General features: G+C 61.0%; 29 protein-coding genes. 11 read left to right on the top strand and 18 right to left on the bottom strand.

The features are described 5' to 3' along the window. Positions 1-26: 26 nt before the first annotated feature. Positions 27-1,313 (bottom strand): MFS transporter, encoded by a 1,287-nt coding sequence (locus tag M5B98_RS12435; protein ID WP_248742856.1) that lies wholly within the window; start codon positions 1,311-1,313, stop codon positions 27-29. Positions 1,314-1,459: 146 nt separating this feature from the next. Between M5B98_RS12435 and M5B98_RS12430 the strand changes: the two genes are divergently transcribed. Further along, positions 1,460-2,371, top strand: a complete 912-nt coding sequence (locus M5B98_RS12430; protein ID WP_248742855.1) for a LysR family transcriptional regulator — start codon at positions 1,460-1,462, stop codon at positions 2,369-2,371. 34 nt (positions 2,372-2,405) lie between these two features. On the opposite strand, the gene M5B98_RS12425 is transcribed toward M5B98_RS12430, so the two are convergent. From M5B98_RS12425 to M5B98_RS12415, 3 genes are read right to left on the bottom strand one after another with little or no spacing between them, the layout of a single operon-like run. Next, positions 2,406-2,948 carry a DUF2937 family protein gene (locus tag M5B98_RS12425; protein WP_007956487.1) on the bottom strand — a complete coding sequence of 181 codons (543 nt, stop codon included), beginning with the start codon at positions 2,946-2,948 and terminating at the stop codon, positions 2,406-2,408. A gap of 14 nt (positions 2,949-2,962) precedes the next feature. Then, complete coding sequence (locus M5B98_RS12420; protein ID WP_003222625.1) at positions 2,963-3,739, bottom strand: class II glutamine amidotransferase; 777 nt, start codon at positions 3,737-3,739, stop codon at positions 2,963-2,965. 16 nt (positions 3,740-3,755) lie between these two features. Continuing rightward, positions 3,756-4,256 (bottom strand): MFS transporter, encoded by a 501-nt coding sequence (locus M5B98_RS12415; RefSeq protein WP_248742854.1) that lies wholly within the window; start codon positions 4,254-4,256, stop codon positions 3,756-3,758. A 99-nt stretch (positions 4,257-4,355) separates the two neighbouring features. On the opposite strand from M5B98_RS12415, the gene M5B98_RS12410 reads away from it, so the two are divergent. Further along, positions 4,356-6,410, top strand: coding sequence for a S9 family peptidase (locus tag M5B98_RS12410; protein ID WP_248742853.1), 2,055 nt, complete (start codon positions 4,356-4,358; stop codon positions 6,408-6,410). A gap of 109 nt (positions 6,411-6,519) precedes the next feature. After that, positions 6,520-6,993: a cyclic nucleotide-binding domain-containing protein gene (locus M5B98_RS12405; protein WP_085710279.1), complete on the top strand. Its 474-nt coding sequence runs from the start codon at positions 6,520-6,522 to the stop codon at positions 6,991-6,993. Here M5B98_RS12405 and M5B98_RS12400 read toward each other — a convergent pair. Continuing rightward, positions 6,990-7,274 (bottom strand): hypothetical protein, encoded by a 285-nt coding sequence (locus M5B98_RS12400; RefSeq protein WP_192553060.1) that lies wholly within the window; start codon positions 7,272-7,274, stop codon positions 6,990-6,992. The two genes, M5B98_RS12405 and M5B98_RS12400, sit on opposite strands and share 4 nt — an antisense overlap. 78 nt (positions 7,275-7,352) lie before the next feature. Between M5B98_RS12400 and M5B98_RS12395 the strand changes: the two genes are divergently transcribed. The 4 genes from M5B98_RS12395 (at position 7,353) to M5B98_RS12380 (ending at position 9,488) form a co-directional block, all read left to right on the top strand. Continuing rightward, complete coding sequence (locus tag M5B98_RS12395) at positions 7,353-8,039, top strand: hypothetical protein (RefSeq protein WP_248742852.1); 687 nt, start codon at positions 7,353-7,355, stop codon at positions 8,037-8,039. A gap of 49 nt (positions 8,040-8,088) precedes the next feature. After that, positions 8,089-8,460 carry a YajD family HNH nuclease gene (locus tag M5B98_RS12390; RefSeq protein ID WP_007944009.1) on the top strand — a complete coding sequence of 124 codons (372 nt, stop codon included), beginning with the start codon at positions 8,089-8,091 and terminating at the stop codon, positions 8,458-8,460. 98 nt (positions 8,461-8,558) lie between these two features. Further along, on the top strand, positions 8,559-9,029 hold the full coding sequence (locus M5B98_RS12385; RefSeq protein ID WP_007958066.1) for an RNA methyltransferase: 471 nt from the start codon (positions 8,559-8,561) through the stop codon (positions 9,027-9,029). Positions 9,030-9,110: 81 nt separating this feature from the next. After that, on the top strand, positions 9,111-9,488 hold the full coding sequence (locus tag M5B98_RS12380) for a DUF2892 domain-containing protein (RefSeq protein WP_096819384.1): 378 nt from the start codon (positions 9,111-9,113) through the stop codon (positions 9,486-9,488). A gap of 3 nt (positions 9,489-9,491) precedes the next feature. Here the strand turns inward: M5B98_RS12380 and M5B98_RS12375 are convergent, their stop codons facing one another. Together M5B98_RS12375 and M5B98_RS12370 are read right to left on the bottom strand one after the other, a co-directional pair. Further along, positions 9,492-10,721: a hypothetical protein gene (locus M5B98_RS12375; protein WP_248742851.1), complete on the bottom strand. Its 1,230-nt coding sequence runs from the start codon at positions 10,719-10,721 to the stop codon at positions 9,492-9,494. 50 nt (positions 10,722-10,771) lie between these two features. Next, a complete protein-coding gene (locus M5B98_RS12370) occupies positions 10,772-11,221 on the bottom strand; it encodes a YcgN family cysteine cluster protein (protein ID WP_003222605.1) in 450 nt (149 codons plus the stop codon). Positions 11,222-11,503: 282 nt separating this feature from the next. Here M5B98_RS12370 and M5B98_RS12365 point away from each other — a divergent pair, with 282 nt between their 5' ends. Then, positions 11,504-12,097 (top strand): nitroreductase family protein, encoded by a 594-nt coding sequence (locus tag M5B98_RS12365; RefSeq protein WP_007958056.1) that lies wholly within the window; start codon positions 11,504-11,506, stop codon positions 12,095-12,097. A gap of 47 nt (positions 12,098-12,144) precedes the next feature. Here M5B98_RS12365 and M5B98_RS12360 read toward each other — a convergent pair whose 3' ends face one another. The 4 genes from M5B98_RS12360 to M5B98_RS12345 form a co-directional block, all read right to left on the bottom strand. After that, a complete protein-coding gene (locus tag M5B98_RS12360; protein WP_085710268.1) occupies positions 12,145-13,077 on the bottom strand; it encodes a D-2-hydroxyacid dehydrogenase in 933 nt (310 codons plus the stop codon). 106 nt (positions 13,078-13,183) lie between these two features. After that, the gene (locus M5B98_RS12355; protein WP_085703814.1) at positions 13,184-13,477 is read right to left on the bottom strand and encodes a YcgL domain-containing protein; all 294 of its coding nucleotides are present in this window, start codon (positions 13,475-13,477) and stop codon (positions 13,184-13,186) included. Further along, complete coding sequence (gene rnd, locus M5B98_RS12350; protein ID WP_248742850.1) at positions 13,474-14,607, bottom strand: ribonuclease D; 1,134 nt, start codon at positions 14,605-14,607, stop codon at positions 13,474-13,476. The genes M5B98_RS12355 and rnd overlap by 4 nt, the downstream gene beginning before the upstream one ends. 131 nt (positions 14,608-14,738) lie before the next feature. Beyond that, positions 14,739-16,382 carry a phosphoethanolamine transferase gene (locus M5B98_RS12345; protein ID WP_248742849.1) on the bottom strand — a complete coding sequence of 548 codons (1,644 nt, stop codon included), beginning with the start codon at positions 16,380-16,382 and terminating at the stop codon, positions 14,739-14,741. A 309-nt stretch (positions 16,383-16,691) separates the two neighbouring features. On the opposite strand from M5B98_RS12345, the gene M5B98_RS12340 reads away from it, so the two are divergent. Beyond that, entirely contained in the window at positions 16,692-17,876 is a 1,185-nt protein-coding gene (locus M5B98_RS12340; protein ID WP_248742848.1) for a cyanate transporter, read from the top strand. A 213-nt stretch (positions 17,877-18,089) separates the two neighbouring features. Next, positions 18,090-19,025: a LysR family transcriptional regulator gene (locus M5B98_RS12335; protein WP_085710261.1), complete on the top strand. Its 936-nt coding sequence runs from the start codon at positions 18,090-18,092 to the stop codon at positions 19,023-19,025. 3 nt (positions 19,026-19,028) lie between these two features. On the opposite strand, the gene M5B98_RS12330 is transcribed toward M5B98_RS12335, so the two are convergent. From M5B98_RS12330 to M5B98_RS12300, 7 genes are all read right to left on the bottom strand, one after another. Beyond that, complete coding sequence (locus tag M5B98_RS12330; protein WP_192553054.1) at positions 19,029-19,394, bottom strand: 5-carboxymethyl-2-hydroxymuconate Delta-isomerase; 366 nt, start codon at positions 19,392-19,394, stop codon at positions 19,029-19,031. Positions 19,395-19,447: 53 nt separating this feature from the next. Next, entirely contained in the window at positions 19,448-20,656 is a 1,209-nt protein-coding gene (locus M5B98_RS12325) for a low temperature requirement protein A (RefSeq protein ID WP_248742847.1), read from the bottom strand. Positions 20,657-20,718: 62 nt separating this feature from the next. After that, positions 20,719-21,639: a LysR substrate-binding domain-containing protein gene (locus tag M5B98_RS12320; RefSeq protein ID WP_248742846.1), complete on the bottom strand. Its 921-nt coding sequence runs from the start codon at positions 21,637-21,639 to the stop codon at positions 20,719-20,721. Between the two features lie 70 nt (positions 21,640-21,709). After that, positions 21,710-23,818: a DUF6311 domain-containing protein gene (locus tag M5B98_RS12315; protein ID WP_248742845.1), complete on the bottom strand. Its 2,109-nt coding sequence runs from the start codon at positions 23,816-23,818 to the stop codon at positions 21,710-21,712. Continuing rightward, a complete protein-coding gene (locus M5B98_RS12310; RefSeq protein WP_248742844.1) occupies positions 23,815-24,198 on the bottom strand; it encodes a GtrA family protein in 384 nt (127 codons plus the stop codon). The genes M5B98_RS12315 and M5B98_RS12310 overlap by 4 nt, the downstream gene beginning before the upstream one ends. Continuing rightward, a complete protein-coding gene (locus tag M5B98_RS12305) occupies positions 24,198-24,899 on the bottom strand; it encodes a class I SAM-dependent methyltransferase (RefSeq protein WP_248742843.1) in 702 nt (233 codons plus the stop codon). The genes M5B98_RS12310 and M5B98_RS12305 overlap by 1 nt, the downstream gene beginning before the upstream one ends. 3 nt (positions 24,900-24,902) lie before the next feature. Then, positions 24,903-25,871, bottom strand: coding sequence for a glycosyltransferase family 2 protein (locus M5B98_RS12300; protein WP_248742842.1), 969 nt, complete (start codon positions 25,869-25,871; stop codon positions 24,903-24,905). A 278-nt stretch (positions 25,872-26,149) separates the two neighbouring features. Here M5B98_RS12300 and M5B98_RS12295 point away from each other — a divergent pair, with 278 nt between their 5' ends. After that, entirely contained in the window at positions 26,150-26,341 is a 192-nt protein-coding gene (locus M5B98_RS12295; protein WP_007958030.1) for a YegP family protein, read from the top strand. Positions 26,342-26,397: the final 56 nt, after the last annotated feature.

Genomic DNA, 26,397 nt, shown 5'->3' with positions numbered 1-26,397 from the left:
CGTAGGGCGTTGTCGCAGGTTATCAGTTACTGCGCGTCCAGTTGCTTGCCACGGGTTTCCGGCAGGCTCAGCGCCGCCAGGATCACCACGCCGTAGGACACGGCCGCGAAGGCACCGATGCCTACACTCAGCGGTACTTTCTGGCTGAGCAGCCCGATCAGCAGCGGGAACAATGCCGCCAGCGCCCGGCCGATGTTGTAGCAGAAGCCCTGCCCCGAGCCGCGAATCCGGGTTGGAAACAACTCGGTGAGAAACGCCCCCATGCCACTGAAAATCCCCGAGGCAAAGAAGCCCAACGGGAAGCCCAGCCACAGCATCACGCCGTTGCTGACCGGCAATTGGGTGTAGAGCAGAACGATGGTGAACGAGCCGACCGCGAACAGGATGAAGTTCTTCTTGCGCCCCAGCAGGTCGGTCAAATAAGCGCTGATCACATAACCGGCGTAGGAACCGATGATCACCATCGCCAGATAACCGCCGGTACCGAGTACGCTCAAGCCGCGCTCGTTCTTCAGAAAAGTCGGCAGCCAGGAAGTGATTGCGTAGTAACCGCCGAGAGCCCCCGTGGTCAGCAACGAAGCGCGGAACGTGGTGAAGAGCATGCCCGGGGCGAAGATCTCGTAGAACTTCGAAGGGCTGTCCGGAGCTTGCTTGGCTTTGGCTTCGCGATAGATCTCCGGATCCTTCACCAGACGGCGGACGAAAATCACGAACACCGCCGGCACGATGCCGAGGATGAACAGTGCGCGCCAGGCGTCTTCCGGTGGCAGCACCGAGAACAGCAGCGCATAGAGAATTGCCGTCAGCCCCCAACCCAGTGCCCAACCCGATTGCACCATGCCCACCGCCTTGCCGCGATCCTTGGCCCGGATCACTTCACCGATCAGCACCGCGCCGGCGGTCCACTCGCCACCGAAACCGAAGCCCATCAGGGTGCGGGCGATCAGCAGTTGTTCGTAGTTCTGGGCGAAACCGCATAGGAAGGTGAAGAAGGCAAACCACAGCACCGTCAGTTGCAGGGTGCGCACGCGGCCGATGCGGTCGGAGAGAATCCCCGCCACCCAACCACCAATGGCCGAGGCGATCAGGGTGCTGGTGTGAATCAACCCGGCCTCACCGGTGGTGATGCCCCACATCGCGATCAGGGTCGGCACCACGAAGCTGAGCATCTGGGTGTCCATGCCGTCCAGACCGTAGCCGATCTTGCAGCTCCAGAAGGTGCGACGCTCCTGCTGATTGATGTTGCGATACCAGTCGAACGGGCCGGGACGGACCGTGGTCTTGGGGAGGTCGAGGGTGTCGGGCGCACTCATGGCATGTCTCCGCAGGCTTTTATTGGTCTTGTTCGAAGCTCCGACGACGCCTATCGTGGGAACCGGATGCGTCGATTCTTGGGTGCGTCACCCGGTCGCGTCCAACGAATAAAAACCCGCCCAAGACATAAGAAAAATTTGTTGCCATGAACCTGAAGTTTCTCGAGACCTTCGTCTGGGTCGCCCGGCTGAAGAGTTTTCGCCTGACCGCCGACAAGCTGTTCACCACTCAGGCCTCGATCTCCAGCCGGATCGCGGTGCTTGAAGGCGAGCTTGGGGTGAAGCTGTTTGTGCGGGATTCGCGCGGTGTGAGCCTGACGCCGGAAGGCCTGAAAGTGCTGGACTATGCCGAGCAGATGCTCGACACGATGCAGGCGCTGAAGCAGTCCATCGAGACCCGATCGAGCAAGGTCGGCCGGGTGCGCATCGGGGTGATGGACACGGTGATTCACACCTGGCTCAGCCCGTTGGTGGCGCAGATGACCGATCTGTACCCACGGGTGGAAATCGAGCTGGTGGCGGATACCTCGCTGAATCTCTGCGATCAGCTGCAAAAAGGCTTTCTCGATCTGATCCTGCAAACCGATCTGGTGCGCCATGAAAGCGTGCGCAGTCTGGAACTGGCCAGCCACCCCATCGGCTGGATCGTCGCCAGCAATTCGATCTACAACCGCGACTACCAAAGCCTCGCCGACCTGGCGCAGGAGCGGATCATCACCTACTCGAAAAACTCCCGGCCGCATCAGGACATTCTGGCGCTGATGCAAGCCCAGGGCGTGCTGGCGCCACGCTTGAACTGCGTGAATTCGGTGTCGGCGATCACCCGCTTGTTGCGTGATGGCTTCGGTATCGGCGCGTTGCCACCGGTGCTGGTGGCCGAGGAACTGGCGCGGGGTGAACTGACCCTGCTCGACATTGATCAACGGCCACCTGCACTACAAGTGGTGGTGTCGTGGCGGGTCGGTGTGGAATGGGTCGAAGAGATCGTGACGTTGTGTCAGCAGGTGCTGGAGGGGTATGCGCGCGAGGTGGGTACGGATTACATCGTTCTGAGTTGATCGTTCCCACGGCGTGGGAACGATGCATCGAGGTTTACAGCCCGCGCACATCCCGGTCTTCGATCGGCCGGCTCTGGCGCAGGCGCTTGCCGCCCAGCACCACCCAGTCGATCAGACGGAACAGGCATTCGAGGCCGAACGACAGCAGCAGCGCGCCGCTCATGCCCCAGATCATTGCTTCAGGCGTCAGCAGGATCTGGTAGCTGTAGCCGTTCCAGGTTTCCTTGCGGATATCCGGATCGGCGGCCAGCACCACTTGCAGGAAGCGGATGTACCACGGGCCCTGCATCGCCTGGAATTGCTTGTCCAGCGCCAGTTGACGGTTGAGCAAGGTGCTCAGGCTGTCGGCATCGCTGCGAAACACCGGGTCCTCGCTGGCGCGATAGTGGGCGACCAGCGCCTGAATATCACCTTTGAAAAACTGCTCGGCAGTGCCCTGGAAGCCGCGCAGACCGGTCTGCGCCTCGATCAGATGCGCTTCGACCCGCTTGGCGTAATCGTTGATGAACCCCGGCACCTGGACACCGATCAACAGGCCCGCCGCAAACAACACCAGCCGTAGATAACTGAGCAACATCGAGGAAAGATCCTTTATTCGGTCGTGCCCTGGCTGACGCATTCGCCGCGTCGCCACAGGCTCCATTGGCCCGGTTCGTAGCGGGTCCAGGTTTCGTTTTCGGTCAAGGGTTCGGTGGCAATCACCGTGACCACGTCGTTGGGCGTGGTTTCGGCCTGGAAATCAACGATCACATCGACGTCCTTGAGCCGTGCCGGGCCGAACGGTGCGCGCCGGGTGATCTGCGCAAGTTTGGTCGAGCAATAGCAGAACAGCCAGTCGCCGTCGCTGAGCAGGCAGTTGAACACGCCTTTGCTGCGGTATTCGGCGCATGCGGCGACCAGATCCGGCAGCAGCACTTCTATATCGACCGGTTCCGGAAACGCTGCACGTACGCGGTTGAGCAAATCGCAGAACGCCGCCTCGCTGTCGGTGTCGCCGACCGGGCGGTAGAAACTCTTGATCGGGGTGAAATCGGCGAGCTGGCCGTTGTGCGCGAAGCACCAGTTGCGCCCCCACAGTTCGCGGACGAACGGATGGGTGTTGGACAGGCAGACCTTGCCGACGTTGGCCTGACGGATATGGCCGATAACCACTTCGCTCTTGATCGGATAACGCTGCACCAGATTGGCGACTTCCGACTCACAGCTGGCTGCCGGATCCTGGAACAGCCGCAGCCCGCGACCTTCATAGAAGGCGATGCCCCAGCCATCGCGGTGCGGCCCGGTGCGACCACCGCGCTGCATCAGCCCGGTGAAGCTGAACACGATATCGGTCGGCACGTTGGCGCTCATGCCCAATAGTTCACACATGTGCGGGCTCTCGTGATTACAGACGCGGCTCGACGCGCCCGCGCTGCGGATTGCTCGGCAGCGGTGGGCGGCCGTAACGTTCGTCGCCGGCACCGCCGAACGGTTGATCGCCGTCACGCTCGTCTTCGGCACGGGCGGCTGCGCGGGCGGCTTCGGCCTGCTCCTTGCGCGCCTTCGAAGCGCGTTCGATCGGGAAGCGGATCAGCACGAAAATCAGATACAGGCCGAACGCGATCATCGCGTACATGAGCAATTCGGAAATCGCCCGCCAGGCGTTGTTGCCGACCTTGAACGCCAGATCCAGCGCCGTGATGGCGACGGCCGGGGCGAATTTTTCCTTCACCGGATCGATGATGGTCGGGCTGAACAGCAACACCGCCATCAGCACACGCAGCGGCTCGCGCAGCCAGCGCCACATCCAGCGGGTCATGCGCATCCATACCAACAGGCAGCCTACGGCAGCAAAGGCGTAGAGGCCCCAGGCGATCAGATAGTCGTTCTCGGTCATGGTGTCCATGGCAAGGCAGGCAAAGAGGCGCTTATAGTAACGACTTTTCGCACATCAGGCTTCCCCGCCGTCCGTGCGGTCCTCATTTGTCATGTTCGAGAGCCCTCCATGCCCGTATCCGCCAACGTCACCAGCGCCCCGATCGCCCGCAAAGATGCCGGTGCCGACCCGTATGCCTGGCTGCAGGAACGCGACACCGACGCGGTGCTCGACTACCTCAAGGCCGAAAACGACTACCAGCAGGCGCAGACCGCCGATCAGGCCGGACTGCGCGAAACCCTGTTCGAGGAGATCAAGGGCCGGATCCTCGAAACCGACCTGTCCCTGCCGTCGCCGTGGGGCCCGTATCTGTATTACACCCGCACCACGGCGGGTGACGAATACCCGCGCCACTACCGCTGCCCGCACCCGGCCGACGACAGCCTGACCCTCGACGAAAGCCGCGAACAACTGCTGCTCGACCCGAATGCCCTGGCCAATGGCGGCTTTTTCTCCCTCGGCGCGTTCAGTATCAGCCCGGATCACCAGCGTCTGGCCTACAGCGTCGATGCCTCGGGTGACGAGATTTACACGCTGTTCGTGAAGGAACTGGCCAGCGAGCGCATCAGCGAACTGGAATTCCAGGACTGCGACGGCAGCATGACCTGGGCCAACGACAGCCTGACGCTGTTTTTCGGTGTGCTCGACGACACCCATCGTCCGCACAAACTGTTCCGCTACCGCCTCGACGGCACCGCCGCCGAAGAGGTATTCCACGAGCCGGACGGGCGTTTCTTCCTGCATTGCTACCGCGCCAGCTCCGAACAGCAATTGCTGCTGTCCCTGGGCAGCAAGACCACCAGCGAAGTCTGGGCGCTGGATGCCAATCAGCCGCACCAGCCGTTCACCTGCCTGGCGCCACGGGTCGAGGATCACGAATACGACGTTGATCACGGCAAACTTGATGGCGAATGGACCTGGTTCATCCGCACCAACCGCGACGGCATCAACTTCGCGCTGTATCAGGCGCCGGACACCGGCATCGCGCCGAGCGAAGCCGACTGGCAGAACCTGATTCCCCACAGCGATTCGGTGATGCTCGATGGCGTGACCCTCAACGCCGAAGCCCTGACCCTGAGCCTGCGCGAAGGCGGACTGCCGATCATCGAAGTGCGCCCACACGGTCTGGCGCCTTATCGCGTGCAGTTGCCGGACGCGGCCTACAGCCTCTATGTGCAAAACAGCCTGGAATTCGAAAGCGACCGCATCCGCCTGCGCTATGAAGCACTGAATCGCCCGGCTCAGGTCCGTCAATTGATCCTCGCCACCGGCGAACAGGAAGTGCTCAAGGAAACCCCGGTACTCGGCCCGTTCGACGCCGACGCCTACGTCAGCCAGCGCCTGTGGGCCACGGCTCCGGACGGCACGCTGGTGCCGATCAGTCTGGTGATGAAACGCGAAATGCTCGGCAAACCGGTGCCGCTGTACCTCTACGGTTACGGCGCCTACGGTTCGAGCCTCGACCCGTGGTTCTCCCACGCCCGCCTGAGCCTGCTGGATCGCGGCATGGCGTTCGCCATCGCCCACGTCCGTGGCGGCGGCGAACTGGGCGAAGCCTGGTATCGCGCCGGCAAGCAGGAGCACAAGCAAAACACCTTCAGCGACTTCATTGCCTGCGCCGAGTTCCTGATCCTCAACGGCATCACCACCGCGCCGCAACTGGCGATCAGCGGCGGCAGCGCCGGTGGCCTGCTGATCGGCGCCGTGCTCAACCAGCGCCCGGAGCTGTTCGGCGTGGCGATTGCCGAAGTGCCGTTCGTCGATGTGCTCAACACCATGCTCGACCCGGATCTGCCGCTGACCGTCACCGAATACGACGAGTGGGGCAACCCCGAAGAGCCTGACGTTTACGAGCGAATCAAGGCCTACGCACCGTACGAAAACGTCACCGCCCAGGCCTATCCCGCGACGCTGGTGATCGCCGGCTACAACGACAGCCGCGTGCAGTACTGGGAAGCGGCCAAGTGGGTGGCGAAACTGCGCGCGACCAAGACCGACGACAACCCGCTGCTGCTCAAGACCGAACTGGGCGCCGGCCACGGCGGCATGAGCGGGCGTTATCAGGGATTACGTGACGTAGCGCTCGAATATGCATTTGTTTTCAAGGTTCTGGGCATCGCCTGAGGAACTCCGCCGGTCACTTGGGTCTTAATTCCGGGCACCGGAAGCCGATAATCAAGTCGGCTCCCGGTGGCGAGCCTGTAACCCGACACAACAAAAAGACCGCGATGACATGTCAGAACCGACCTTACTGAACAACGAAATCCGTGACTGGCTGATGGACTGCGGCCTGTTCGATCAATTGCAACTGGCGGACTTCGCCGCTGCTTCGGGCTACTTCAGCATCAGCACCGTGGCCGAGGGTGAGGCGATCTTTCGCGAAGGCGATGCCGGCAGTTTCATGTGCATCATCCACACCGGCCAGGTGGCCGTGCAGAAAACCGGCGCTGACGGCCAGGTCATTACCATGGCCACCCTGCGCAGCGGTCGGGCGTTCGGTGAAATGGCCGTGCTCGATGGCGAACGCCGCTCGGCGACTTGTGTGGCCGCGAGCAACTGTCAGTTGCTCAACCTGGGCAAGGACTCGCTGGAAAAAATGCTCAACGACGCGCCAAAGATCGCCGCCAAGATCATCCGCGCCCTCGCCGTTTCTCTCTCCAAGCGTCTGCGCATGGCCGACGGCCAACTGGCGGCACAGCAGATCTAGCCGCCGGGGGATTTGGTTTTACCTTCGGGCTGTTCGATCCCCGGCAGCGGCTGATCCTTGGATGGCGGGCTGGGCATCTCGATCGGCACCAGCGGTGGCCCGCCACTGCCGGAGCCGGCCTTGGGAATCGATACCGGACTGATCTGCGGATATGGTGTCGGCGTTGCGGTGCCGGGCGAACCCGGTTGCGGGGTCGGGCTGGCGGGAATCGCCTGCTGGGCCTGCACTGCAGTAATCGAGAGCGCGGCCAGGGCAATGACCGTTAGAATGGTGCGCTTCATCAAGGGCTCCGTTGCCTGAAGTCTGCTCTCAGGCTACTCCCAACGCGCCTGCTTGCCTTCCCCCCTGTAGAGATTTCCATGAAACGTTTCGTTCTGCTCGACACCACGCCGATCCCTGACAACGGCGGCGCCCTGTGCCTGTTCGAGTATGGCGAAGACTTCGTCATCAAGATCCAGGGCGGCGACGGCGGGCAATTGATGAACACCCGCATGCACGGTTCCGAAGACGCGCTGGCCGAGATTCCGTGCTGCAAGGTTGCCGGCCGACCTGACTCGCGCGTGCTGATCGGCGGGTTGGGCATGGGCTTCACCCTCGCCTCCGCGCTCAAGCATCTGGGTAAAAGTGCCGAAGTGGTGGTCGCCGAGCTGGTGCCCGGCGTGGTCGAGTGGAACCGCGGCCCGCTCGGTGAAAAGTCCGGACGCCCGCTGCTCGACCCACGCACGGTGATCCGCCAGGAAGACGTGGCCAAGGTGCTGCAAAGTGAGCCGAACGGCTTCGACGCGATCATGCTCGACGTCGACAACGGCCCCGAAGGCCTGACCCAGAGGGCCAACAGCTGGCTGTATTCCGCCGCTGGCCTCGCCGCTTGTGCCAGGGCGATGCGGCCCAAAGGCGTGCTGGCGGTGTGGTCCGCCAGCGCCGACCGGCAGTTTTCCGACAAATTGAAGAAGGCCGGTTTCAAGGCCGAGGAAGTGCAGGTCTTCGCCCACGGCAACAAGGGCACCCGCCACACGATCTGGATTGCCGAGAAGCTCAAGGGCTGAGCTAAACTTGCGTCATAACCGTCATTAGTCTTTCTACAAAGGTGAACCCATGAGTTCGTCCACCCCGACCAACACTTCGAAGCTGGATCGCATCCTCGCCGACAACCAGCGCGACAAGGAAATGGGCTACCGCGACAAGGCCCTGAAGATGTATCCGCACGTCTGCGGCCGCTGCGCCCGTGAGTTCTCCGGCAAGCGTCTGAGCGAGCTGACCGTGCATCACCGCGATCACAACCACGACAACAACCCGCAGGACGGTTCCAACTGGGAACTGTTGTGCCTGTACTGCCACGACAACGAACACTCGCGCTACACCGACCAGCAGTATTTCGGCGAAGGCTCCCTGAGCACGCCGAAAATCGCCAAGGCCACGCACAACCCGTTTGCGGCGCTGGCCGGGTTGATGAAGAAAGAAGACTGAACCGTCCGTGATCATTCCCGCGTCGCGCGGGAATGATCGGTGCCGCCCTCCCCCAATCCCCGTATAATCGCCCTCTTTTTCCCGAAGGCGCCCCGCTCGTGGCAGACAAACGGTACAGCTGCATTGGTTTGTATAACCCCAAATCACCGGAAAACGTCGGTTCGGTGATGCGCGCCGCAGGCTGCTATGGCGTGTCGACCGTGTTCTACACCGGCAAGCGCTATGAGCGCGCCGCCGATTTCGTCACCGACACCAAGCGCGTGCACTACGACATCCCGCTGATCGGCATCGACGACCTGAAAAAGATCCTGCCGCTCAATTGCGTCCCGGTCGCCGTGGAACTGGTCGACGGCGCCCGCCCGCTGCCGGAATACACCCACCCGGATCGCGCCCTGTACATCTTCGGCCCCGAAGACGGTTCGCTGGATCAAGAGATCCGCGACTGGTGCGAAGACGTCGTGTACATCCCGACCACCGGTTGCATGAACCTCGCCGCCACGGTCAACGTCGTGCTCTACGACCGCATGGCCAAAGGCCTGAACACCCGTTCCGGGCCGAAATTCCGCTGAAACGCCGCACATCCGATGGAACAAGCTGACCGCCAGTGCAGTCAGCTTGTTTATCCATCACTCATTGCCTGGAGAAAGATCATGACCGAGCTCAAACGCGTCGAGCGTATCGAATCCACCCCGTTCCAGACCCGCTCCGAGCAGAACGTCGAAGGCTGGGAGCGCATCGGCTCGCTGGCCGGCGGCGTGATCATGGTCGGCAAGGGCCTGCGCCGTGGCGGCGTGTTCGGTCTGATCCAGGTGGCGATTGGCGGCGTGGCCATGGCCCGTGGCATCACCGGCCACAGCTCGGTGAAAAGCCTGCTGGAGAAAAGCCGTCAGGACATGAACAACGTGCGCACGAAGATCGAGCGCGCAGGTGAAGAGTTGAGCAAGCTCAAAGCCAATGCCGAAGCGGCGACCAAGACCGCCACCGTGACCGGCAATGATTCGGTGAAGTCGCCCAAAGCCGGGGTCTGATCGCTACTGAATCAATCCGGTATCAAGCACCTTGGACGACTCGCCGACGACACTCTCGGCGAGTTGTACAAACGCCTTGGTATCGACCGTCCCCAGATGCATCGCCCCGCGCAGCACATCATCCAGCGAGCGCTTGTTGCGGGTCTTCAGACGGATCTCGCGATCCAGCTCCTGTAACAGCAGAACCGCTTTGGAGACCTGCGCCGGGCTGATCTGCTCGCCGCGCAACGTCGTCACCTTCTGGCTGTCCGTCGCCAGTTTCACCTGATACGCCTGATAACGTTCGTCGCTCATGCCACCAGCACGGCGCACCAGTTCGACGGCGTAATACTCGGCGAACCCTTCCTTGATCCAGTCACTGCGCTGCTCGTCGTTGATCCGCCCGAACACCTGCGCCAATTCCCGAACCAAAGGGCTGCTGCCGCTCTCGCTGACCAACGGCAACCGCGTGTTGAGGTAGATCGACTCCCGCGCTGCGAGGCTGCCGCGCCACATCGGGTCGTTGGCACCGACGATCAGCAGTTTGCCCGGATGGCGCGGATACACCGCTTGCACCTGCGGCCAGACGAAGGTCAGCAGCGTCAGCACATCCATCCGGCGCATGCCCTGCCCTTGCGGCGACGCCACGGTGACTTCGGTTTCACCCAGCCGCGTGCGACGGCTGCCGAGGTGCCCGGCGAGCATCCAGCCCGTGGGTCGGTCGAACAGACGGGACGGATTGTCGATGCGGAATTTGTTCTTGCCGATGCGCGGCCACGCGGTTTCGACGCTTTTCCAGCCGTCGGGCAGTTCGAATTGCAGGCGTGAGACCAGTTCAATGCCATCCTGCTGATCAAGCTTCGCCGGCGGCACCAGTTCATCGCCGCGCATCAGCGCCCAGGTCGGGGTCATGCGCGTGTCGAAGCTGCCGTTCTTGCGGCCGTGGCTGATGCGCACGCGATAGGTCAGGCTGGCCTTGTCCGCCGTCGGGCGCCACACACCGCGTGCGTGCTGGCCCGGCGTCAGTTGCCATTGGCCGTCGGCTTTGAAGTCGCTGTAGTGGCTGCCGTCGCCGAGGTCGAAATCCAGACTGCGCACGGCCTCGCCCTTAGCCAGGGTCAGGCGCACTTCGGCCTGATCGCTTTGCGACAACAGGCGCACGTGGTAATCCAGATCGACCTTCTTTGCCGCCCACACCGGCGCGCTCAGCATCAGCAGTCCGACGATCAGCGTCCGGCGCAATCCCACAGCCATACACACTCCTTGTTGAAACTCGATCCTCGAGGCCTGGATCCTCGAGGGGCTTAGCCGGCCCGGAAAATCAGGTGATCTTCCCAATCGTCTTCCGGCACGCTGCCTTCGGCGAGCATGCGCCCGGACTGGGAAATCCGCTCGTGGTGCACGGCGTCGCGATCACCGCAGACCAGGTGATGCCACAACGGCAGGTCCTTGCCTTCGCTGACCAGCCGATAACCGCAGGTCGGCGGCAGCCATTTGAATTCTTCGGCCTGGCCCGGGGTGAGCTGGATGCAATCCGGGACAAACTTGATGCGGTTCGGGTAATCGCTGCACTGGCAGGTTTTCAGATCCAGCAGTTTGCAGGCGATACGCGTGTAATAGACGCTGTTGTCTTCTTCATCCTCGAGCTTCTGCAGGCAGCACAGGCCACATCCGTCGCACAGCGATTCCCATTCCTCGTGATCCAGTTGATCGAGGGTTTTGCGTTTCCAGAACGGTTCGACTTTGGCGGCCATGGCTCAAGCATCAACATCAGGTGGTGAAAAGGCCGCCAGTCTAGTGCCCAGGGCCCCGTGGGCCAAGCGCTGGCGACTGCCGGTTGTACAGGGCTTGTCAGTTTTTGCGCGGCCAAGTAGCTTTGCCGTTCTCAAGAAGCCCTGGCTGGATGCCATTAACGCTCGACCGCGTTGCATTCCGGTGAACTGCACGGCTTCGGATTCAACCCCCATCGTTCAGCCCAACTGATCCCGCCGGGTTTTGCTTCAAACCTGTCCTCAAACGTAGCAAGGAATCTCTCGATGAGCGCCAACCCTCGCGTTGCCGAATACGCCATTCACCCGCAGTTCACCGATCGCTGGTCGCCCCGCGCCTTTACCGGCGAAGCGATTTCCGAGGAAACCCTGCTGAGCTTCTTCGAAGCCGCGCGCTGGGCGCCATCGGCGTACAACTCGCAGCCGTGGCGTTTTCTCTACGCCCGTCGCGACACGCCGAACTGGGAGCGTTACCTGGGCCTGCTCAATGAATTCAACCGCAGCTGGGCCCAGCACGCCTCGGCACTGGTGATCGTGATTTCGAAAACCACCTTCACCGCACCGGGCGCAACCGAAGAAACACCGGCGCTGTGGCACACCTTCGACACCGGTTCCGCGTGGGGCCATCTGGCGCTGCAAGCGAGCCTGAGCGGCTGGCACACCCACGGCATGGCCGGCTTCGATCAGGAGCTGACCCGCAAGGAGCTGAACATTCCGCAAGGTTATGCGCTGCACGCCGCCGTTGCGGTGGGCAAGCTGGGTGACAAGGCAACCCTGGCGGATTACCTGCAAGCGCGGGAAACGCCGAGCCCGCGTCGTCCGCTGAGCGAGCTGGCGGCTGAAGGGGATTTCACCCTCTAATCCGTACCGCTGATCGTTCCCACGCAACGTGGGAACGATCTCTGAACTCAGTAACCGCGTGCGAAATCCACTTCCCCACGCAACGCTTCGCCCGCCTGATACGCCCGCAGGTTATCCAGAAACAACTGCACCATCATCGGCGGCGAGGTCGGTGCCGAGCTGTGCCCGGTCAGCAACAAGCCCCACGCGGTCCAGAACGGATGACGTTGCGGCAGCGGTTCCTGACGGCAGACGTCGATCACCGCGCCGGCCAGATGGCCTTCCTTCAGCGCTTCCACCAGATCCGCATCGACCACCGCCACACCGCGCCCGGCGTTGATGAACAGCCCGGTCGGCTTGAATTGCTTGAACAGCGCCGCGTCGTAAATGTCGTGAGTGTGCTCGGTGTTGGGCAGCAGATTGACCACGTAATCCACTTCACCCACCAGCCGAGGCAGATCCGCCATCGAACCGACTTCGACAAACGGCGCCTGCTCCCGGGCGCTGCTGGCGATGCCGTACAGCTCGACGCCGAATGGCCGCAGGAACTGCGCCACGCTCTGGCCGATGTCACCGGTGCCGACGATCAACACCTTGCGCCCGACCAGGCTCTGGCCGGTGCGATTGTCCCACTTGCGCTCGACCTGGCTGACCAGACGCGCCAGCACTTCGCGCTCGTGACCGAGCATGTAGGTCAGCACGTACTCGGCCATCACCTGACCGAAAATGCCGACCGCCCGGGTCAGGCGGTAATCCCGGCGTAAGCCGTCGGCCAGCAGCGGCGTGATGCCGGCCCAGGTCGATTGCAGCCATTGTGGCTGGTGGCCCTGACGCAGCAGGGTCGCCAGCAGATCCGGCTGCCCCAGCCACACCGGGCAATCGACGGCCTGGCGAGCCAGTTCGGCGGAGTCACCGCTGGTCAGCACTTCAAGCTCCGGGGCCGCCTGACGCAGCAGTCGGGCGTATATCGCGTGGTCGTGTTCAGCAATCAGAACGCGCATCTTCAAACCTTTCGCAAACCGTGCAGACGGCCGCCCACTTCGTGGCAGTCGTCGCCGTAAAAACAGTTCCAGGGATTACAAGAGGCCCGGGACCGGGCCTCGCAGGTCAGACCGGGTCGTTGCGTCGCAGCAACTCTTCCGGCAAGTGCTCGATGTACTCTTCCTCGGCCGGCGGCATCTGCAGGTGGTAACCCTGCTTGTCGAGGTTCTCCAGGACGACGGCGATGTCTTCGCTGGCCAGCTTGCGCTCGGGGGTCAGCACCAGATCGAAGGAGTGCTTCGCCTTGCCGAACGCCGCCATCAGGCCTTCCGGCACGCGCTCCAGCGCATCACTCTTGAGCACGTACAGGTACATGCCGCTTTTCTTCGAACTTTGGTAAATGGAGCAAATACGTTTCAAGGCTGTTCTCCGGCAGTGGCCAGGCTGTCGAGCAGCTTCTGGCCCATCAATTCGCGGCGCCAGCCACGCAGCGAATCAGGCAATTGGTAAGGCCCCTCGGGGAAGCCACTTTTGACCAGCGCTTCGAGGGTTTTCTTGCGCAGCATCAGTTCCGGCGCGATGCCCAGGCGTTCAGCCTCGGCCTGGCCCAGGGCGCGCAGTTGCTTGATCAGCGCGGCGGCTTCGATCGGCAGCGGCTCCGGCACGGCTGGCGGCCACTGATCAGGCCCCACACTGCCAGAGCGCTTGATCAGATCAAGCAGAAACTCGCCGTCCTGACGCACGGTACGAGGGTGCATGTCTTCGATCTTGCCCAGCGCGCTGAGGTTGTCCGGTTGCGTGCGGGCCAGCGGCCACAACGAATGCTCACGGACGATACGGTTGCGCGGCAGGTCGCGGGCGCGGGCCTCGCGTTCACGCCAGGCGCACAGCTCGCGCAGAACGGCGAGTTGCGCGCGGGACAGTTTCCACGCCAGCTTCGCCTCGCGATACACCTCATACGGATCGGTCTCGCGACGCAGGTTGGCAACCAGTTCGGCGCCGTCCTCCAGCACCCAGGCACATTTATCGTCAGACAGCTTCGGACGCAGTTGTACGAAAACTTCCGCCAGATGCACGGCGTCTTCGGCGGCATAGCTGATTTGCGTGTCGGACAACGGACGCTGCAACCAGTCGGAACGGGTTTCGCCCTTCGGCAGTTCGATGCCGAGCACTTCCTGCACCAGACGCGAATAACCCATCGAGAACCCGAGGTTCAGATAGGCCGCGGCCAGTTGCGTGTCGAACAGCGGCGCCGGCAGGCTGCCGGTCAGGCGCAGCAGGACTTCGAGGTCTTCGCTGCAGGCGTGCAGGACTTTCAGCACCGCCGGGTTTTCCAGCAACGCCGCCAGCGGTTGCCAGGCGTCAATGGTCAGCGGGTCGATCAGATAGGCGCGTTTGCCGTCGCCGACCTGCAACAGACCGGCAATCGGGTAGAAGGTGTCGACCCGCATGAATTCGGTGTCGAGGGCAACGAAAGGCAGCTGCTGCCACTCGGCGCAAAACTGCGCGAGGCTATCGTTGTCGCGAATCCAGTGAATATCGATGGCCACACGGCTCTCCCTTCAAGAATGGCGCGCAGTATATATCGCCACCGGCGCTTTCCGCGCCTGTGCAGGGCAAGAGCGTTGATGAAATCTCCTGCCTGCCAGCAAGAATAGTCTTACAGAACAATTCCGACGGATCAGTCCTTGGCCAATACGCCGTCGATGACCGCACCACGGCAACCGGCAAACAGATCCAGATCGTGCTGATAGACCTTGCTCTGCACTTCCAGCAGGCCAAGCATCGAATGAAACAGGTTGTCCTGGCTCAACGGCTTGTCGCGGCTCAATTGCAGGCAATGGGTGTCGACCGAGTAGGACTTCTGATAACTGTCGGAGAACCACGCCAGCATCGCCACATGTTTCTGTTGTTCCGGCGCCAGCATGTACGGCGTACCATGCAGGAACAGGTTGTACTCGCCCAGGGACTCGCCGTGATCGGAGAGGTACAGCATGGCGGTATCGACTTTTTCCTGATTGCTGCGCAGCACATCGATCAGGCTCGACAGCACATGGTCGGTGTACACCAGCGTGTTGTCGTAACCGTTGACGATGCTTTCGCGGCTGCAATTGTTCAGCGCGTTGCTTTCACACACTGGCGTGAAGTGTTCGTATTCCTTCGGGTAACGCTTGAAGTATTCCGGGCCGTGACTGCCCATCTGGTGCAGCACCAGCACGGTGTCCTTGTCCAGGTGATCAATGAAACTCTGCAGGCCTTGCAACAGGATTTCGTCGCGGCATTCGCTGTTGGCGCACAGGGCCGGGTCTTTCAGGTTGCTCACGTCCTGCAGGGTGACGCGGTCGCAGGTGCCCTTGCAGCCCGACTGGTTGTCGCGCCAGATCACATCAATGCCGGCGCGTTTGAGCACGTCCAGCAGCCCTTCCTGATTTTTCGCCTTGCTGGCGTCGTAATCCTGGCGACTCATGTTGGAGAACATGCACGGCACCGAGACGGCTGTTTCCGTACCGCAGGAATGCACGTCGGTGAAGGCGATCAGTCCGGCTTCCTTGTCCAGCTTCGGCGTGGTGTCGCGGTTGTAGCCGAGGATGCCGAAGTTCTCCGCCCGGGCACTTTCCCCCACCACCAGCACGGTCAGCGACTTGCGCGAACGGTTTTGCAGCGCAGGGTTGCGCTGGGCGTCTTCGCCGATCTTGATGAACGGTTGCCGGGCGGAAACCACCTGCTCACGCAGATATCCAACCGATGCGCCGATGTAATTGCTCGGTACCAGCATCAGGCGCAATTCGTGGTGGTTGCGAAACAGCGAAGACAAGCCCTGATAGTTGGCCAGCGCCACGCCGCCAATCACGGCGACCGATGCTGCACACACCACAACTTTGCTTAATAACTCTCGGTGCCAGCGACGATACTCAACGGGCAACTTCCACAACACCCACGACGGCAATACGCCCAGAAACAACATATAGGCGAACAACTTCAACGACAGCAGATCACGAACTTCCGTGGCATTGGTTTCAGCGAAGTTGCGAAACATGCCGGCGTCAATCATTACGCCATACTGACTCATGAAATAAGCCACGCCGGCACTGATCAGAAACAGCGCCGTCAACACCGGTTTCAATACCGGGCGAAACGCCAGAAAGGTCAGCACGATGTTGTAGGCCGCGAAGATCATCACCCCGAACGCAATGCCCATGGCGATGCCGTCGGCAGCGGTGATCTCGAGGAGATGTTGCCAAAGTACGAAATTGAATCCGATCAAAAGAAAGGCGCTGGCAAACAACGTCACCCATTCCGGGCGCACGGCTTTTAACTTCAACATATGAGGGGGGGCTATTTCCTGAAAAGAAGCGCCGTGGCCAATTGTGAAAACTTCATTGACCCGGGCAATGAAAACTCTACGTAGCCCCCCATCAATTTTTTGTGAAAAAGAAGCCAACGATTAGTTGGCTCATGAAATAACCATGAAATCTGAACATTCGTCAGGTGTGATTCAGAAAAAATTACGGCTCGCTTCGGCAGTGCCCACGGTAGGCGTATCGACTTTTTAAATACCCCTCGGGATTTTCTGATTTGCCGACGCCGGTAGCCCGCACGCCTAATCGACAGCCTCTGATTCAAAGGTCTGAAGATGGAAAACGTTCGCGCCTCTGCCCGCCCCGCCGCCTGGCTGATGCTCGGCATCGTCCTTGTCGCCCTTAACCTGCGCCCGTCGATGGCCGCCGTCGGGCCTTTGCTGTCGGCGATTCGTGGCGACATTCCGTTGAGTTTCAGCCTGGCCTCGCTGCTGACCATGCTGCCGGTGATGGCCATGGGGCTGGCGATGTTTTTCGGGATCGGCATCAGCCAGCGTCTGGGCGAGCGACGCACGGTGGTGCTGTCGTTGCTGATCATCGGCGTGGCGACGCTGTCGCGGCTGTTTCTCGACTCGGCGGCGCAACTGATCGTCAGCGCCGTGCTCGCCGGAATCGGCATCGCGCTGATTCAGGCCTTGATGCCGGCACTGATCAAATCGCGGTTTCCCGACAACGTGGCGCTGTGCATGGGCTTGTATATCACGTCGATCATGGGCGGTGCCGCGCTGGCCGCTTCGTTCGCACCTCAGGTGATGCTCGGTACCGGCAGTTGGCGTGCAGCGCTGGCGATCTGGGCGGTACTGGCGCTGCTCGCGTTGCTGTTCTGGCTGTCACAACGCGATGACGTACCCTCCATCACCACTACTGCCGTGAAGAAGGAGGCCTTTTTCACCCATTCCCGCGCCTGGCTGCTCGCCATCTTCTTCGGTCTGGGGACAGCGTCCTACACCTGTGTACTCGCGTGGCTGGCGCCGTACTACGTGGAAAACGGCTGGAGCGAACAGAACGCCGGTCTGCTGTTGGGTTTTCTGACGGCCATGGAAGTGATTTCCGGTCTGGTGGTTCCCGCTATCGCCAACCGCAGCCGTGACCGGCGCCTGGTGCTGGGCGCCCTGCTGGTGCTGATCATCGGCGGGTTCTGCGGCTTGATCCTCAGCCCGCAACATCTAAGCCTGTTGTGGCCATGCCTGCTGGGCCTGGGAATTGGCGGGTTGTTTCCGATGAGCCTGATCGTCTCCCTCGATCACCTCGACAACCCGCAGCGCGCCGGTGGGCTGACCGCGTTCGTGCAGGGCATCGGCTACCTGATTGCCGGACTGTCGCCACTGCTGGCCGGGGTGATCCGCGATCGACTGGGCAGCTTCGAATGGGCCTGGTGGTCGCTGATTGCGGTGATGGTGATCATGCTGCTGATCGTGCTGCGTTTCGACCCTCGGCATTACGCCCGGCACTTTCGCTGATCGGGCGTTGTGCACGGTGCTTCACCCCTCTGGCTAAAGGCTTCTGGCCATCTTTTGCGGGATCGTTTTGACACGTCGTATTCCTAAAACTTTCTGTCCCACAACTGTCCGTGAAAAATCCTACAGGGCTTTCTCCTGGCACCATCGTTCCGTTACGATCATGCGCACACGTTTGCGCGGATTCGGCGCAAGGAGCACAGCGAGACAGAACGGATGCTGAACAGTAACTTGCTTAGAAAGCTCGATATGCAGGATCTCATGGTGTTTGTCGCCGTGTATGAGCAAAGCAGCGTCACCGATGTGTCGGAGGCGCTGTTTGTCAGTCAGTCCACCGTCAGTTACTGCCTGAAGAAACTGCGTACCAGTTTTGAAGACGAATTGTTCGTCAACACCCGCACGGGCATGCGCCCGACCTACAAGGCCAGCAGCATGTATGGCCATGTGCAGAAAATCCTCGAAAGCATCAACCTGTGCCACGCCGGCGCCCCGACCTTCGACCCGATGGCGCAACCGGTGACCTTCAACATCTGCGCCCCGGAATACTTCGAACAGCTGATCCTGCCGCGCATGCTCAAGCGTTTCGACTTCGACGATCTGCCGGTGATGGTCAACATGCACAAGTTCGAAACCGACGTGCCGGCGCAAGAGCTGCGCGATGGCAGCCTCGATCTGGTGATCTGTTTCGGCCCGCATTTCCACCGCAGCCATACCGACCTGAAATCGCGGATGCTGCTGGAAGATGACCTGGTCTGCGTCTTCGACAAACGTGCGACGCCGCTGGAGCCGCGCCTCAGCCTGCAAGCCTTCACCGAACGCCGGCATGTGTTCCCCACGCCTTGGACGTCCACTACCAACATGGTCGATGGCTGGCTGGCGCGGCAGGCGCAGAAGCGCCAGATCGTCGCTCGCTCCAACAGCTACAGCGCGGCGTTGAAGATGATCACCGGCACCGATTTCATCCTCACCCTGCCCCGGCGGATCCAGCGTTTGCTGACCAACGACGCGGTGTTCAATCACTGCGAGGCACCCAATGGCCTGCCGGGGTTCACCCTCGACATGCAGTGGAGCCACAACGTCGACCAGGACAGCGCCAACCTCTGGCTGCGCGAGCAGGTCATCAAGACCTGCGCGGAGCTGGAGGCGGCCTGAGTCTTACACGCCGATGGCGACTTTGCTGTAGGACTCGCGGTCGATATCGAGCAGTTCCACGCTCAACTGCACTTCGACACCGGCCGGCCACTCGCACAGGTCCTGCAGCACCGCCAACAGGTTTTGCGAGAGTTGCTTCTTGATCTCCGGGGAGCGACCGCTGAGCAGCGCCAGCCTCACCGCCACAAAGGCCCGCTCGCTCATGGCGGTGCCGACCTTGAAGGTTTCGACCTTGACCGCCCGGCTCTTGATATCGAACTCCGCAGCGAACTGACCGGAACCCACCAGGGTGTTGTTGAGCCGGATCAACGCTACGTCGGCGTTCAGTTGCGGCAGGTTGGCGGTGTATTCCATGTGCAGGTGTGGCATCGAAAGACTCCAGTCGGCGGGTAGAAAGGCCGTACATATAACACAGCTGCGCCCTACTCTCCTGCGGCTTTTTCCGACACAGGAACGGGAAGCTCCCGACGCAGTGCCAGGGTTTCCCAGATCGCCACCAGCACCACGACTGCTGTGGTCAACGCACCGAGCGCCAACGCCGAAAACCAGTGATTCAGTGCCGGCGGCAACAACAGCGTGAGCACTACCAGCCCGAATACATGGGACAAGGGTGGAAACGGCCGATCAGCCATGACCCACTTGAACAGCGCATTACCGAGCAGGAACAGCCATGGCCCGGCGATGATCACGACAATGCCGGAATCGCTGGCATGATCCGGATGCACCAGAACCAGCTCATCAGCCACCGCGCTGACGATCACCCCGGCGACAATCAACACATGCAGGTAGGTGTAGGCGATTCGCGCCTGACGCCCGGGGTCGGTGGAGTGGGCGATACGGTGGTGCGCACGCTCGGCACCGCTGTCGAAGTACACCCACCACATGGCGACGCTGCCCAGCACCGCCACCAGAAACGCCAGCAGTCCATCGCGGCCCGGGACCAGCTCGGCAAAGGTCGCACCGGTCACCAGCAACGACTCCCCCAGCGCAATGATCACGAACAGCGCACAACGCTCGGCCATGTGATTGCCTTCGACATTCCAGTCGCTCAGTGACGACCGCCCCAGCCCCGGCACCCAGAAATACAGCGACGGCGAAATCAGTTCGATCAGCAGCGCCAGCGCCCAGCAAAGCAACCGCTGCTCGCCCTCGACCAACGCCCCGCCGATCCAGAACACCCCGGACAACATCAGCCAGGCGAGGATGCGCTGGAAGTTGCGCGTCATGTTCAACGACTCGCCGCGCACCGCCCAGATCGCGAACAGGGTGCGCCCGACCTGCATGAACACGAACGCCGCCGCGAACATCAGGCCGCGCTCGGTGAATGCCTTGGGAATCGAAGACGAAAGCAGCAAACCGGCGATCATCAGGCCGAACAGCCCGAGACGCACTGGCAGTTTTTCCGGGTCGAGCCAGTTGGTGATCCAGGACGTGAAAATCCACACCCACCACACCGCGACCATCATCAGCGTCACCTGCACCGCACCGATAACCGACAAGTGCGCGAGCAAGGTGTGGGACAGTTGAGTCACGGCAAACACGAACACCAGATCGAAAAACAGCTCGACCATGCCGACCTTGCCGCTGTCAAGACTGCCGCGCCCACGCAGCAAACCACGGGAAATGCTCATGGGTCCAGGCTCCACCGAGTTCAGGTGTACTCAGCAAAGCAGCCGGACAACGGCTCGGCAAGTCAGAACGGTGTGTGCGGTCGCTCGCTCATGAACTGCTCCAGCCGCGAGCGCAGCCAGCGCTCGGCCGGGTCGCTGTCGACATGGCTGAGCCAGACCATCGACAAGTCGAGCGTCGGGGTTTTGAATGGAAACGGTTCCTTGAACAACAGGCCCGAGGCGGCCATGGCCTCGGCGGTGTAGTCCGGCAGGCTGGCTATCAGGTCGGTGCCCGCCAGCAGCGCCGGCAGTGCGCTGTATTGCGGCACCGACAACACCACCTGACGGGTGCGGCCGAGGTCCGCCAGCCACTCATCGGCATAACCACTGACATTGGCCGTGTGGGAAACCAGTACATGGGGCCGTGCGCAATATTCGTCGAGGGTCAGCGGGGTGGCGGACTTGTCGGCGCGCAGGATGCTCGGCTGGATATGCCGCAGCAGTTTGCGCTTGGCATTGGCCGGCAGGCCACGGGTCTGGCTGATGCCGACAGTGATGTCGCCAGCGGCCAGCAGATCCGGAATCCGCCAGTAATCGACATGCTGCACCACGAACACCACGTTCGGTGCCTCCTGGCGCAAGGCGCGCAACAGCGGTGGCAGCAGACCGAATTCGACGTCGTCCGACAGGCCGATGCGAAAGGTCATGGTGCTGACGGCGGGATCGAAATCACGGGTCAGGCTCAGCGCCACCGACAACGAGTCCAGCGCGGGCTTCAAATGGCGATAGATGTCTTCGGCGCGGGCCGTCGGTTCCATGCGATGGCCGACGCGAATGAACAGCGGATCGTTGAGCATCGTGCGCAGGCGATTGAGCGCCGAGCTGATGGTCGGCTGTCCGAGAAACAGCTTCTCGGCAGCCCGGGTCACGTTGCGTTCGAGCATCAAGGTCTCGAACACCACCATCAGGTTGATATCGGCCTTTCGAAGTTCATTGCGGTTCATCCATTGCCCCCTGTCCCCGGATTGCGGGCAGTGTAGAAAGCCCCGCCGATGCCGTCTATGCGCGTAAGGGTCAGTTGACAGTCAATGTCTTCAATCCCATGGCCAGTTTGCGGGGGTCCTTGCTCATTCCCAACTCTTGAGGGCTGATGGCGTCGGCAAATTGCAGTTGCATCCGCAGCAGCCCCTCGTCCTTGATGCGTTGACGGATCGCCGGGGTCAAGGTCAGTTCGAGCGTGTTGCCATCCAGCTTGTCCAGCGTGGTGTTCAAGGTCTCGAGGCCATTGAGCTTGACCACAACGCCCTGCCGGTCATGAGAGGGTGTGAGAAAAGCGGTCGTTTCAAGACGCAGGGAGCGGGCCGAATCGGGAATCCGGAACACCAGTTCGGCGTCCGGGCTACTGGACCAGACGCCCCATGGCTCAGGTTCTGACCAGCCACGCGCCAGAAACCCGTAACCGGCAGCACCGTAGCCGAACAGCGTCGTCTGACCGGACGGTATTTCAGGAACCAGTTGTTGCGGCGCCTTTTCAACCGACTCTTGCAGACACTTGTCACACTGTTTCCAGCCAGGTGCCAGCACCGTGAAACCGTTGATACGCGTCAGCAGGTCAGTACGCGTATCAATGCTTGGAACCGCTCGCAATAGTGCATGATCACTGAGCAAGTACAGCGAATCGGCCTCGTATTTCCCTGAGTTCAACATTTCGGACGCGTGCTCATCCGCGCGACGTAACTGATCGCTACTGATTCGCCCGAGGTAAATCGCATCCGTCGATAACCCGTGGCGTGCCGCAAAAGCCGCGACACTGAGCCATTCCCGAGAGTAGTTTTGCGGGAGCAGCCAGCGAATCTTTGGATAATGTGCGGCCGCACTTTGCCAGAACGGATCAACAAAAGGCGTTGCCCATTGAGCCGTCGGTTCCACCATCAACTGCTTGCGCACGACAGCCCATCCGCTACGCGTATCGGATACCTGGATCACGAGCGCCAAAGCCAGGAGACTACCTGCCGTGCGCACCTTGTTGGCCCGAATCACCAGAAAGAGGATAAACAGAATGGTCGCGTAGTAAACCGGCCAGAACATTCGCCCTGACGCCCGAAAAACATTGGCGATCGCGATGATTTTTTCCGGCAGCGGGTAGGAGAAATCCAACGATCCCAGCGCAATATTGTTGGAAAGCGAGAACATCAACAGCCCGAACAAAGCGACCAGCAAAAAACCATACCGACGCAAACGCAGCCCCACTCTGGTCTGTCCTTGCAGCCAACCGGTCAGACCGCAAATCGTCAGCAGCACAAGCCCCAGCCCCAAAAAGCTGAAGCCGTCCAGATCCCCTACGCCATTCGGCAGATCTTTCAGTACATACGACCAGCCATTGGCATTGAACAGGGTCAGGAGATTGGCACGGTACAAACCAAAACCCGCAGATGCCGCATCGGATCCGCTTACTGAAAAATAACCGGCTTGCCAGCAACAGAAACTGACCAGAGCAAACAGCATAACCAGCTCGACCGCCGCGTTGCGCAGGGTCAATTTGCTTTTGAAGACACGGGCAGCAAGATCCGCCAGCCAGATGAGCGCCACCATCGCCAGCAAATAGGCGTGAATCAGCGCGGTACATCCCAGCAAGGCACCCCAGGCCAGACGCCGGCGCTCATCGCCCGGACGCAGTGCCAGGTACAGCGCCGCCAGAATCACGAAGTGCCCGGCCAGTGACAGATGCACCGGAATGCGCATGATCATCGGCGGAGCAAACAGAAACAGCGCAGCCCCCAAGGCGCGCAAGGTCACGTTTGGCGTGATCAGCCCCAACAGTTTCCAGGCGAACCAGGACTGCAGCATGAAACAGCCGAGAAACCACAGGCCGAAATACTGGAACGTCTCGGGCAATAACCCGGCGAAAGGCTTGAACAGCAGTGCCAGCAGCGGGTTGGAGTCGGAGAAGATCAGGCCATTGCCCAACTCCAGCCCATAAGTCGGGTTCAAGCCCAGCGGAAAGGTCCACGGAGATTGGCGAAAGAACACCCATCCCAGGTAATGCGTTGCCGGATCCCCCTGCCCTAGCCAGGCAATGTTTTGCGGATTGAGCGCACGGGGCCCGACCACGATGAAAAAGGCCAGAATGCCGATGATCAACGGCAACAGAGTGATAGCAAGGCGCTTTGCCGAATCCTTCATCGATACGTCCAGAAGTTATGCAATACAAAAGTGAACGCCGGAATGGTCAGCGCAACCGCCACGACTCCCAGCAAATAGTGCAGGCCGGCCATCTGGGCGGCCCAGGCCACGAGCATCGCCAACACGAAACCTCCCGCCGAGACCATCAGGAAGCGCAGCAGGGTCTTGCCATGCAACCTTGCGGAAAAACTCCAGGTGGTGTTGATCACGTAGGAAACCACCGTCGCCACGACAAATGCCACGCCGTTGGCCAGCGGCGGTTGCGGGCTCACGAAATTGATGAACAACACGGCCACCAGCGCATGCAGGGCCGTGACGAACAAACCCGTTACGGCAAAGCGCATGCCGCGCCGGATGAGTTCGGAGCGCTGTGTCGCCATCAGGGTTTGCGCGCCAGTACGAAGACACTCAGGCCGGCCAGGCGGTTCATGCCCATCAAGGGCAGTTCGAGGCGGCATAGGGTTTTCAGCAGCGTATTGACCAGCGGGTGATGTTTTTTCAGCTGCGAACGTGGCGCTGAACCGCCGGGAATCAGGCGCGAAGCAACGGCAATCGGGAACACCGCTCCGAAGTAGTAGGCGCCCCTCTCGACCGTTAATCCGGCGTTCTTTGTCAGAGACTCGAACTGTCCCAGGGTATAGCGACGTTTGTGTTCGAGAAAATCATCGTGCCCGCTCCACATGAACCGGAACGCCGGCACGGTCATCAGGAAGCGACTGCCGGACGGCACTTTGTCAACGTAGGACTTGAGCAGGCCGAGGTCATCATCGACGTGCTCCAGCACATCCATCAGCAACACCAGATCAGCGTCCACGGTGTCGATCGAGCGGCGGTAATGAACCGGTTTGCCGGCAGTGCTGGCACTGGAGTCGGCCGGATAGCTGATATCCACGCACCACGCTTCTCGCGCGGCGGTATGAGTCAACAGATGATGGGAGAAAAACCCTGAACCGGCGCCGACGTCGAGAATGCGCTTGATCGGCGCCTCCCCCAGCAATCGACGGGTCGCTGCCGCTTTGGAGCGGTAATACCAATGCTCGCCGATGCTGTCGCCGAGGATGTCGGTTTCCTTGAGATCCATGCTTCAGTCCTTGGATTCATAAATGCGGCGCACCAGAAAAACCGGTCGGCGCTTCGCTTCGATATAGGTGCGGCCGAGATACTCGCCGAGCACGCCAATACCGATCAGCTGCAAGCCGCCGAGAAAGGTCACCGCGACCATCAGCGAGGCGTAACCGGGCATGTCAACGCCGTGGATCAGCGTGCGCACCACGATGAACATGGCAAAGGCAAACGACACCAGAGACACCAGCGCCCCCAGATACGTCCAGATCCGCAATGGCTCGGTGCTGAAACTGGTGATGCCTTCGAGCGCGAAATTCCACAGCCGCCAGCCATTGAACTTGCTCTGCCCGGCCGCCCGCTCCGGGCGCTCGTATTCGACCTGGGTGGTGCGAAACCCGACCCAGGCAAACAAACCTTTCATGAACCGCCGGGATTCCGGCAGCGTCAGCAGCGCGTCGACCACACAACGATCCATCAGCCGAAAATCACCGACGTTTTCCGGCAATGTCTGTTCGGCAATCTTGTTGTGCAGACGATAGAACCAATTGGCGGACGTCTGCTTGGCCCAGGAGTCATTGCGGCGGCTGATGCGGTGACCAAGCACCACTTCATAACCTTCGCGCCAACGCTCGATCATTTGCAGAATAACCTCGGGCGGGTCCTGCAAGTCGACATCAATCGGCACCACGATCTGCCCGGTTGCAGTCTGCAAACCGGCAGAGAGCGCCGCTTCCTTGCCGAAATTGCGACTCAGATCGACGATGCGAATCTGCGAATTGCCCTGCTGGCAGAGCAGCAGGCACTTCAGTGTCGAATCGGTACTTCCGTCGTTGACGAACACCAACTCAAGGCTGATCAGGGTTTCACGCTCGAATACCTGACGAATGCGCAGGAGAAAGCCGTCGAGACTGTCCTCTTCGTTGAATACGGGAATCACCAGCGACAGCGTCACCGGCCCCGCGTGTGGCGTTCCATGCGGATGGGTCAATGGACTGCTCTTTTTTATAGTGTTTGTCGGTCGTCGAACGAAATCCGACGCCATGAGCCGCCCCGTATTAAGCAGCACCACTGAAGGTCATGCAAGGGCGACGCAAGGACGTACTTGCCAATCCAAAGGCCGATCCCGACGCTCTGCCCCGCGCCTCGCTGAAACATTACCCAACGATTGGAAACAAATCCCCGATAGCCAAATAACTGCTCTCCGCTAGGCTTGCGACGATGCGCCAAACAGGTTGTCGCAATATCCCATCGCATGGAGCGAACTGAATGTATTTCGAGATTTACAGGCAATCCAAGGGCACCCCGAGCACTGGCAAGGGCCAATGGCGCTGGCGGCTACGGGCGGGAAACCATGAGACGGTTGCCAGTGGCGAGTCGTATGTGAACAAGGCGGACTGCCTGCATGTGATCGAATTGATCAAGGGCGTGCAGGGCGAGACGCCGGTCAAGGAGATTTGAGGGCTGGCTGACAGTCCTGCAAAAACGTAAAAGCCCCTTGGATCTTCATCCAAGGG

This window comes from Pseudomonas sp. MWU12-3088 (assembly GCF_023242405.1).
GTDB lineage: Bacteria > Pseudomonadota > Gammaproteobacteria > Pseudomonadales > Pseudomonadaceae > Aquipseudomonas > Aquipseudomonas kribbensis.
Note: the sequence above shows the minus strand (reverse complement) of the source record. Positions and strands in the feature narration are given on the sequence as shown.

What these genes read in the sequence shown, in the direction of transcription:
- M5B98_RS12435 (WP_248742856.1), bottom strand. Translation starts at nt 1,313, where the DNA reads ATGAGTGCGCCCGACACCCTCGACCTCCCCAAGACCACGGTCCGTCCC.
- M5B98_RS12430 (WP_248742855.1), top strand. Translation starts at nt 1,460, where the DNA reads ATGAACCTGAAGTTTCTCGAGACCTTCGTCTGGGTCGCCCGGCTGAAG.
- M5B98_RS12425 (WP_007956487.1), bottom strand. Translation starts at nt 2,948, where the DNA reads ATGTTGCTCAGTTATCTACGGCTGGTGTTGTTTGCGGCGGGCCTGTTG.
- M5B98_RS12420 (WP_003222625.1), bottom strand. Translation starts at nt 3,739, where the DNA reads ATGTGTGAACTATTGGGCATGAGCGCCAACGTGCCGACCGATATCGTG.
- M5B98_RS12415 (WP_248742854.1), bottom strand. Translation starts at nt 4,256, where the DNA reads ATGGACACCATGACCGAGAACGACTATCTGATCGCCTGGGGCCTCTAC.
- M5B98_RS12410 (WP_248742853.1), top strand. Translation starts at nt 4,356, where the DNA reads ATGCCCGTATCCGCCAACGTCACCAGCGCCCCGATCGCCCGCAAAGAT.
- M5B98_RS12405 (WP_085710279.1), top strand. Translation starts at nt 6,520, where the DNA reads ATGTCAGAACCGACCTTACTGAACAACGAAATCCGTGACTGGCTGATG.
- M5B98_RS12400 (WP_192553060.1), bottom strand. Translation starts at nt 7,274, where the DNA reads ATGAAGCGCACCATTCTAACGGTCATTGCCCTGGCCGCGCTCTCGATT.
- M5B98_RS12395 (WP_248742852.1), top strand. Translation starts at nt 7,353, where the DNA reads ATGAAACGTTTCGTTCTGCTCGACACCACGCCGATCCCTGACAACGGC.
- M5B98_RS12390 (WP_007944009.1), top strand. Translation starts at nt 8,089, where the DNA reads ATGAGTTCGTCCACCCCGACCAACACTTCGAAGCTGGATCGCATCCTC.
- M5B98_RS12380 (WP_096819384.1), top strand. Translation starts at nt 9,111, where the DNA reads ATGACCGAGCTCAAACGCGTCGAGCGTATCGAATCCACCCCGTTCCAG.
- M5B98_RS12375 (WP_248742851.1), bottom strand. Translation starts at nt 10,721, where the DNA reads ATGGCTGTGGGATTGCGCCGGACGCTGATCGTCGGACTGCTGATGCTG.
- M5B98_RS12370 (WP_003222605.1), bottom strand. Translation starts at nt 11,221, where the DNA reads ATGGCCGCCAAAGTCGAACCGTTCTGGAAACGCAAAACCCTCGATCAA.
- M5B98_RS12365 (WP_007958056.1), top strand. Translation starts at nt 11,504, where the DNA reads ATGAGCGCCAACCCTCGCGTTGCCGAATACGCCATTCACCCGCAGTTC.
- M5B98_RS12360 (WP_085710268.1), bottom strand. Translation starts at nt 13,077, where the DNA reads ATGCGCGTTCTGATTGCTGAACACGACCACGCGATATACGCCCGACTG.
- M5B98_RS12345 (WP_248742849.1), bottom strand. Translation starts at nt 16,382, where the DNA reads ATGTTGAAGTTAAAAGCCGTGCGCCCGGAATGGGTGACGTTGTTTGCC.
- M5B98_RS12340 (WP_248742848.1), top strand. Translation starts at nt 16,692, where the DNA reads ATGGAAAACGTTCGCGCCTCTGCCCGCCCCGCCGCCTGGCTGATGCTC.
- M5B98_RS12335 (WP_085710261.1), top strand. Translation starts at nt 18,090, where the DNA reads ATGCTGAACAGTAACTTGCTTAGAAAGCTCGATATGCAGGATCTCATG.
- M5B98_RS12330 (WP_192553054.1), bottom strand. Translation starts at nt 19,394, where the DNA reads ATGCCACACCTGCACATGGAATACACCGCCAACCTGCCGCAACTGAAC.
- M5B98_RS12325 (WP_248742847.1), bottom strand. Translation starts at nt 20,656, where the DNA reads ATGAGCATTTCCCGTGGTTTGCTGCGTGGGCGCGGCAGTCTTGACAGC.
- M5B98_RS12320 (WP_248742846.1), bottom strand. Translation starts at nt 21,639, where the DNA reads ATGAACCGCAATGAACTTCGAAAGGCCGATATCAACCTGATGGTGGTG.
- M5B98_RS12315 (WP_248742845.1), bottom strand. Translation starts at nt 23,818, where the DNA reads ATGAAGGATTCGGCAAAGCGCCTTGCTATCACTCTGTTGCCGTTGATC.
- M5B98_RS12310 (WP_248742844.1), bottom strand. Translation starts at nt 24,198, where the DNA reads ATGGCGACACAGCGCTCCGAACTCATCCGGCGCGGCATGCGCTTTGCC.
- M5B98_RS12305 (WP_248742843.1), bottom strand. Translation starts at nt 24,899, where the DNA reads ATGGATCTCAAGGAAACCGACATCCTCGGCGACAGCATCGGCGAGCAT.
- M5B98_RS12295 (WP_007958030.1), top strand. Translation starts at nt 26,150, where the DNA reads ATGTATTTCGAGATTTACAGGCAATCCAAGGGCACCCCGAGCACTGGC.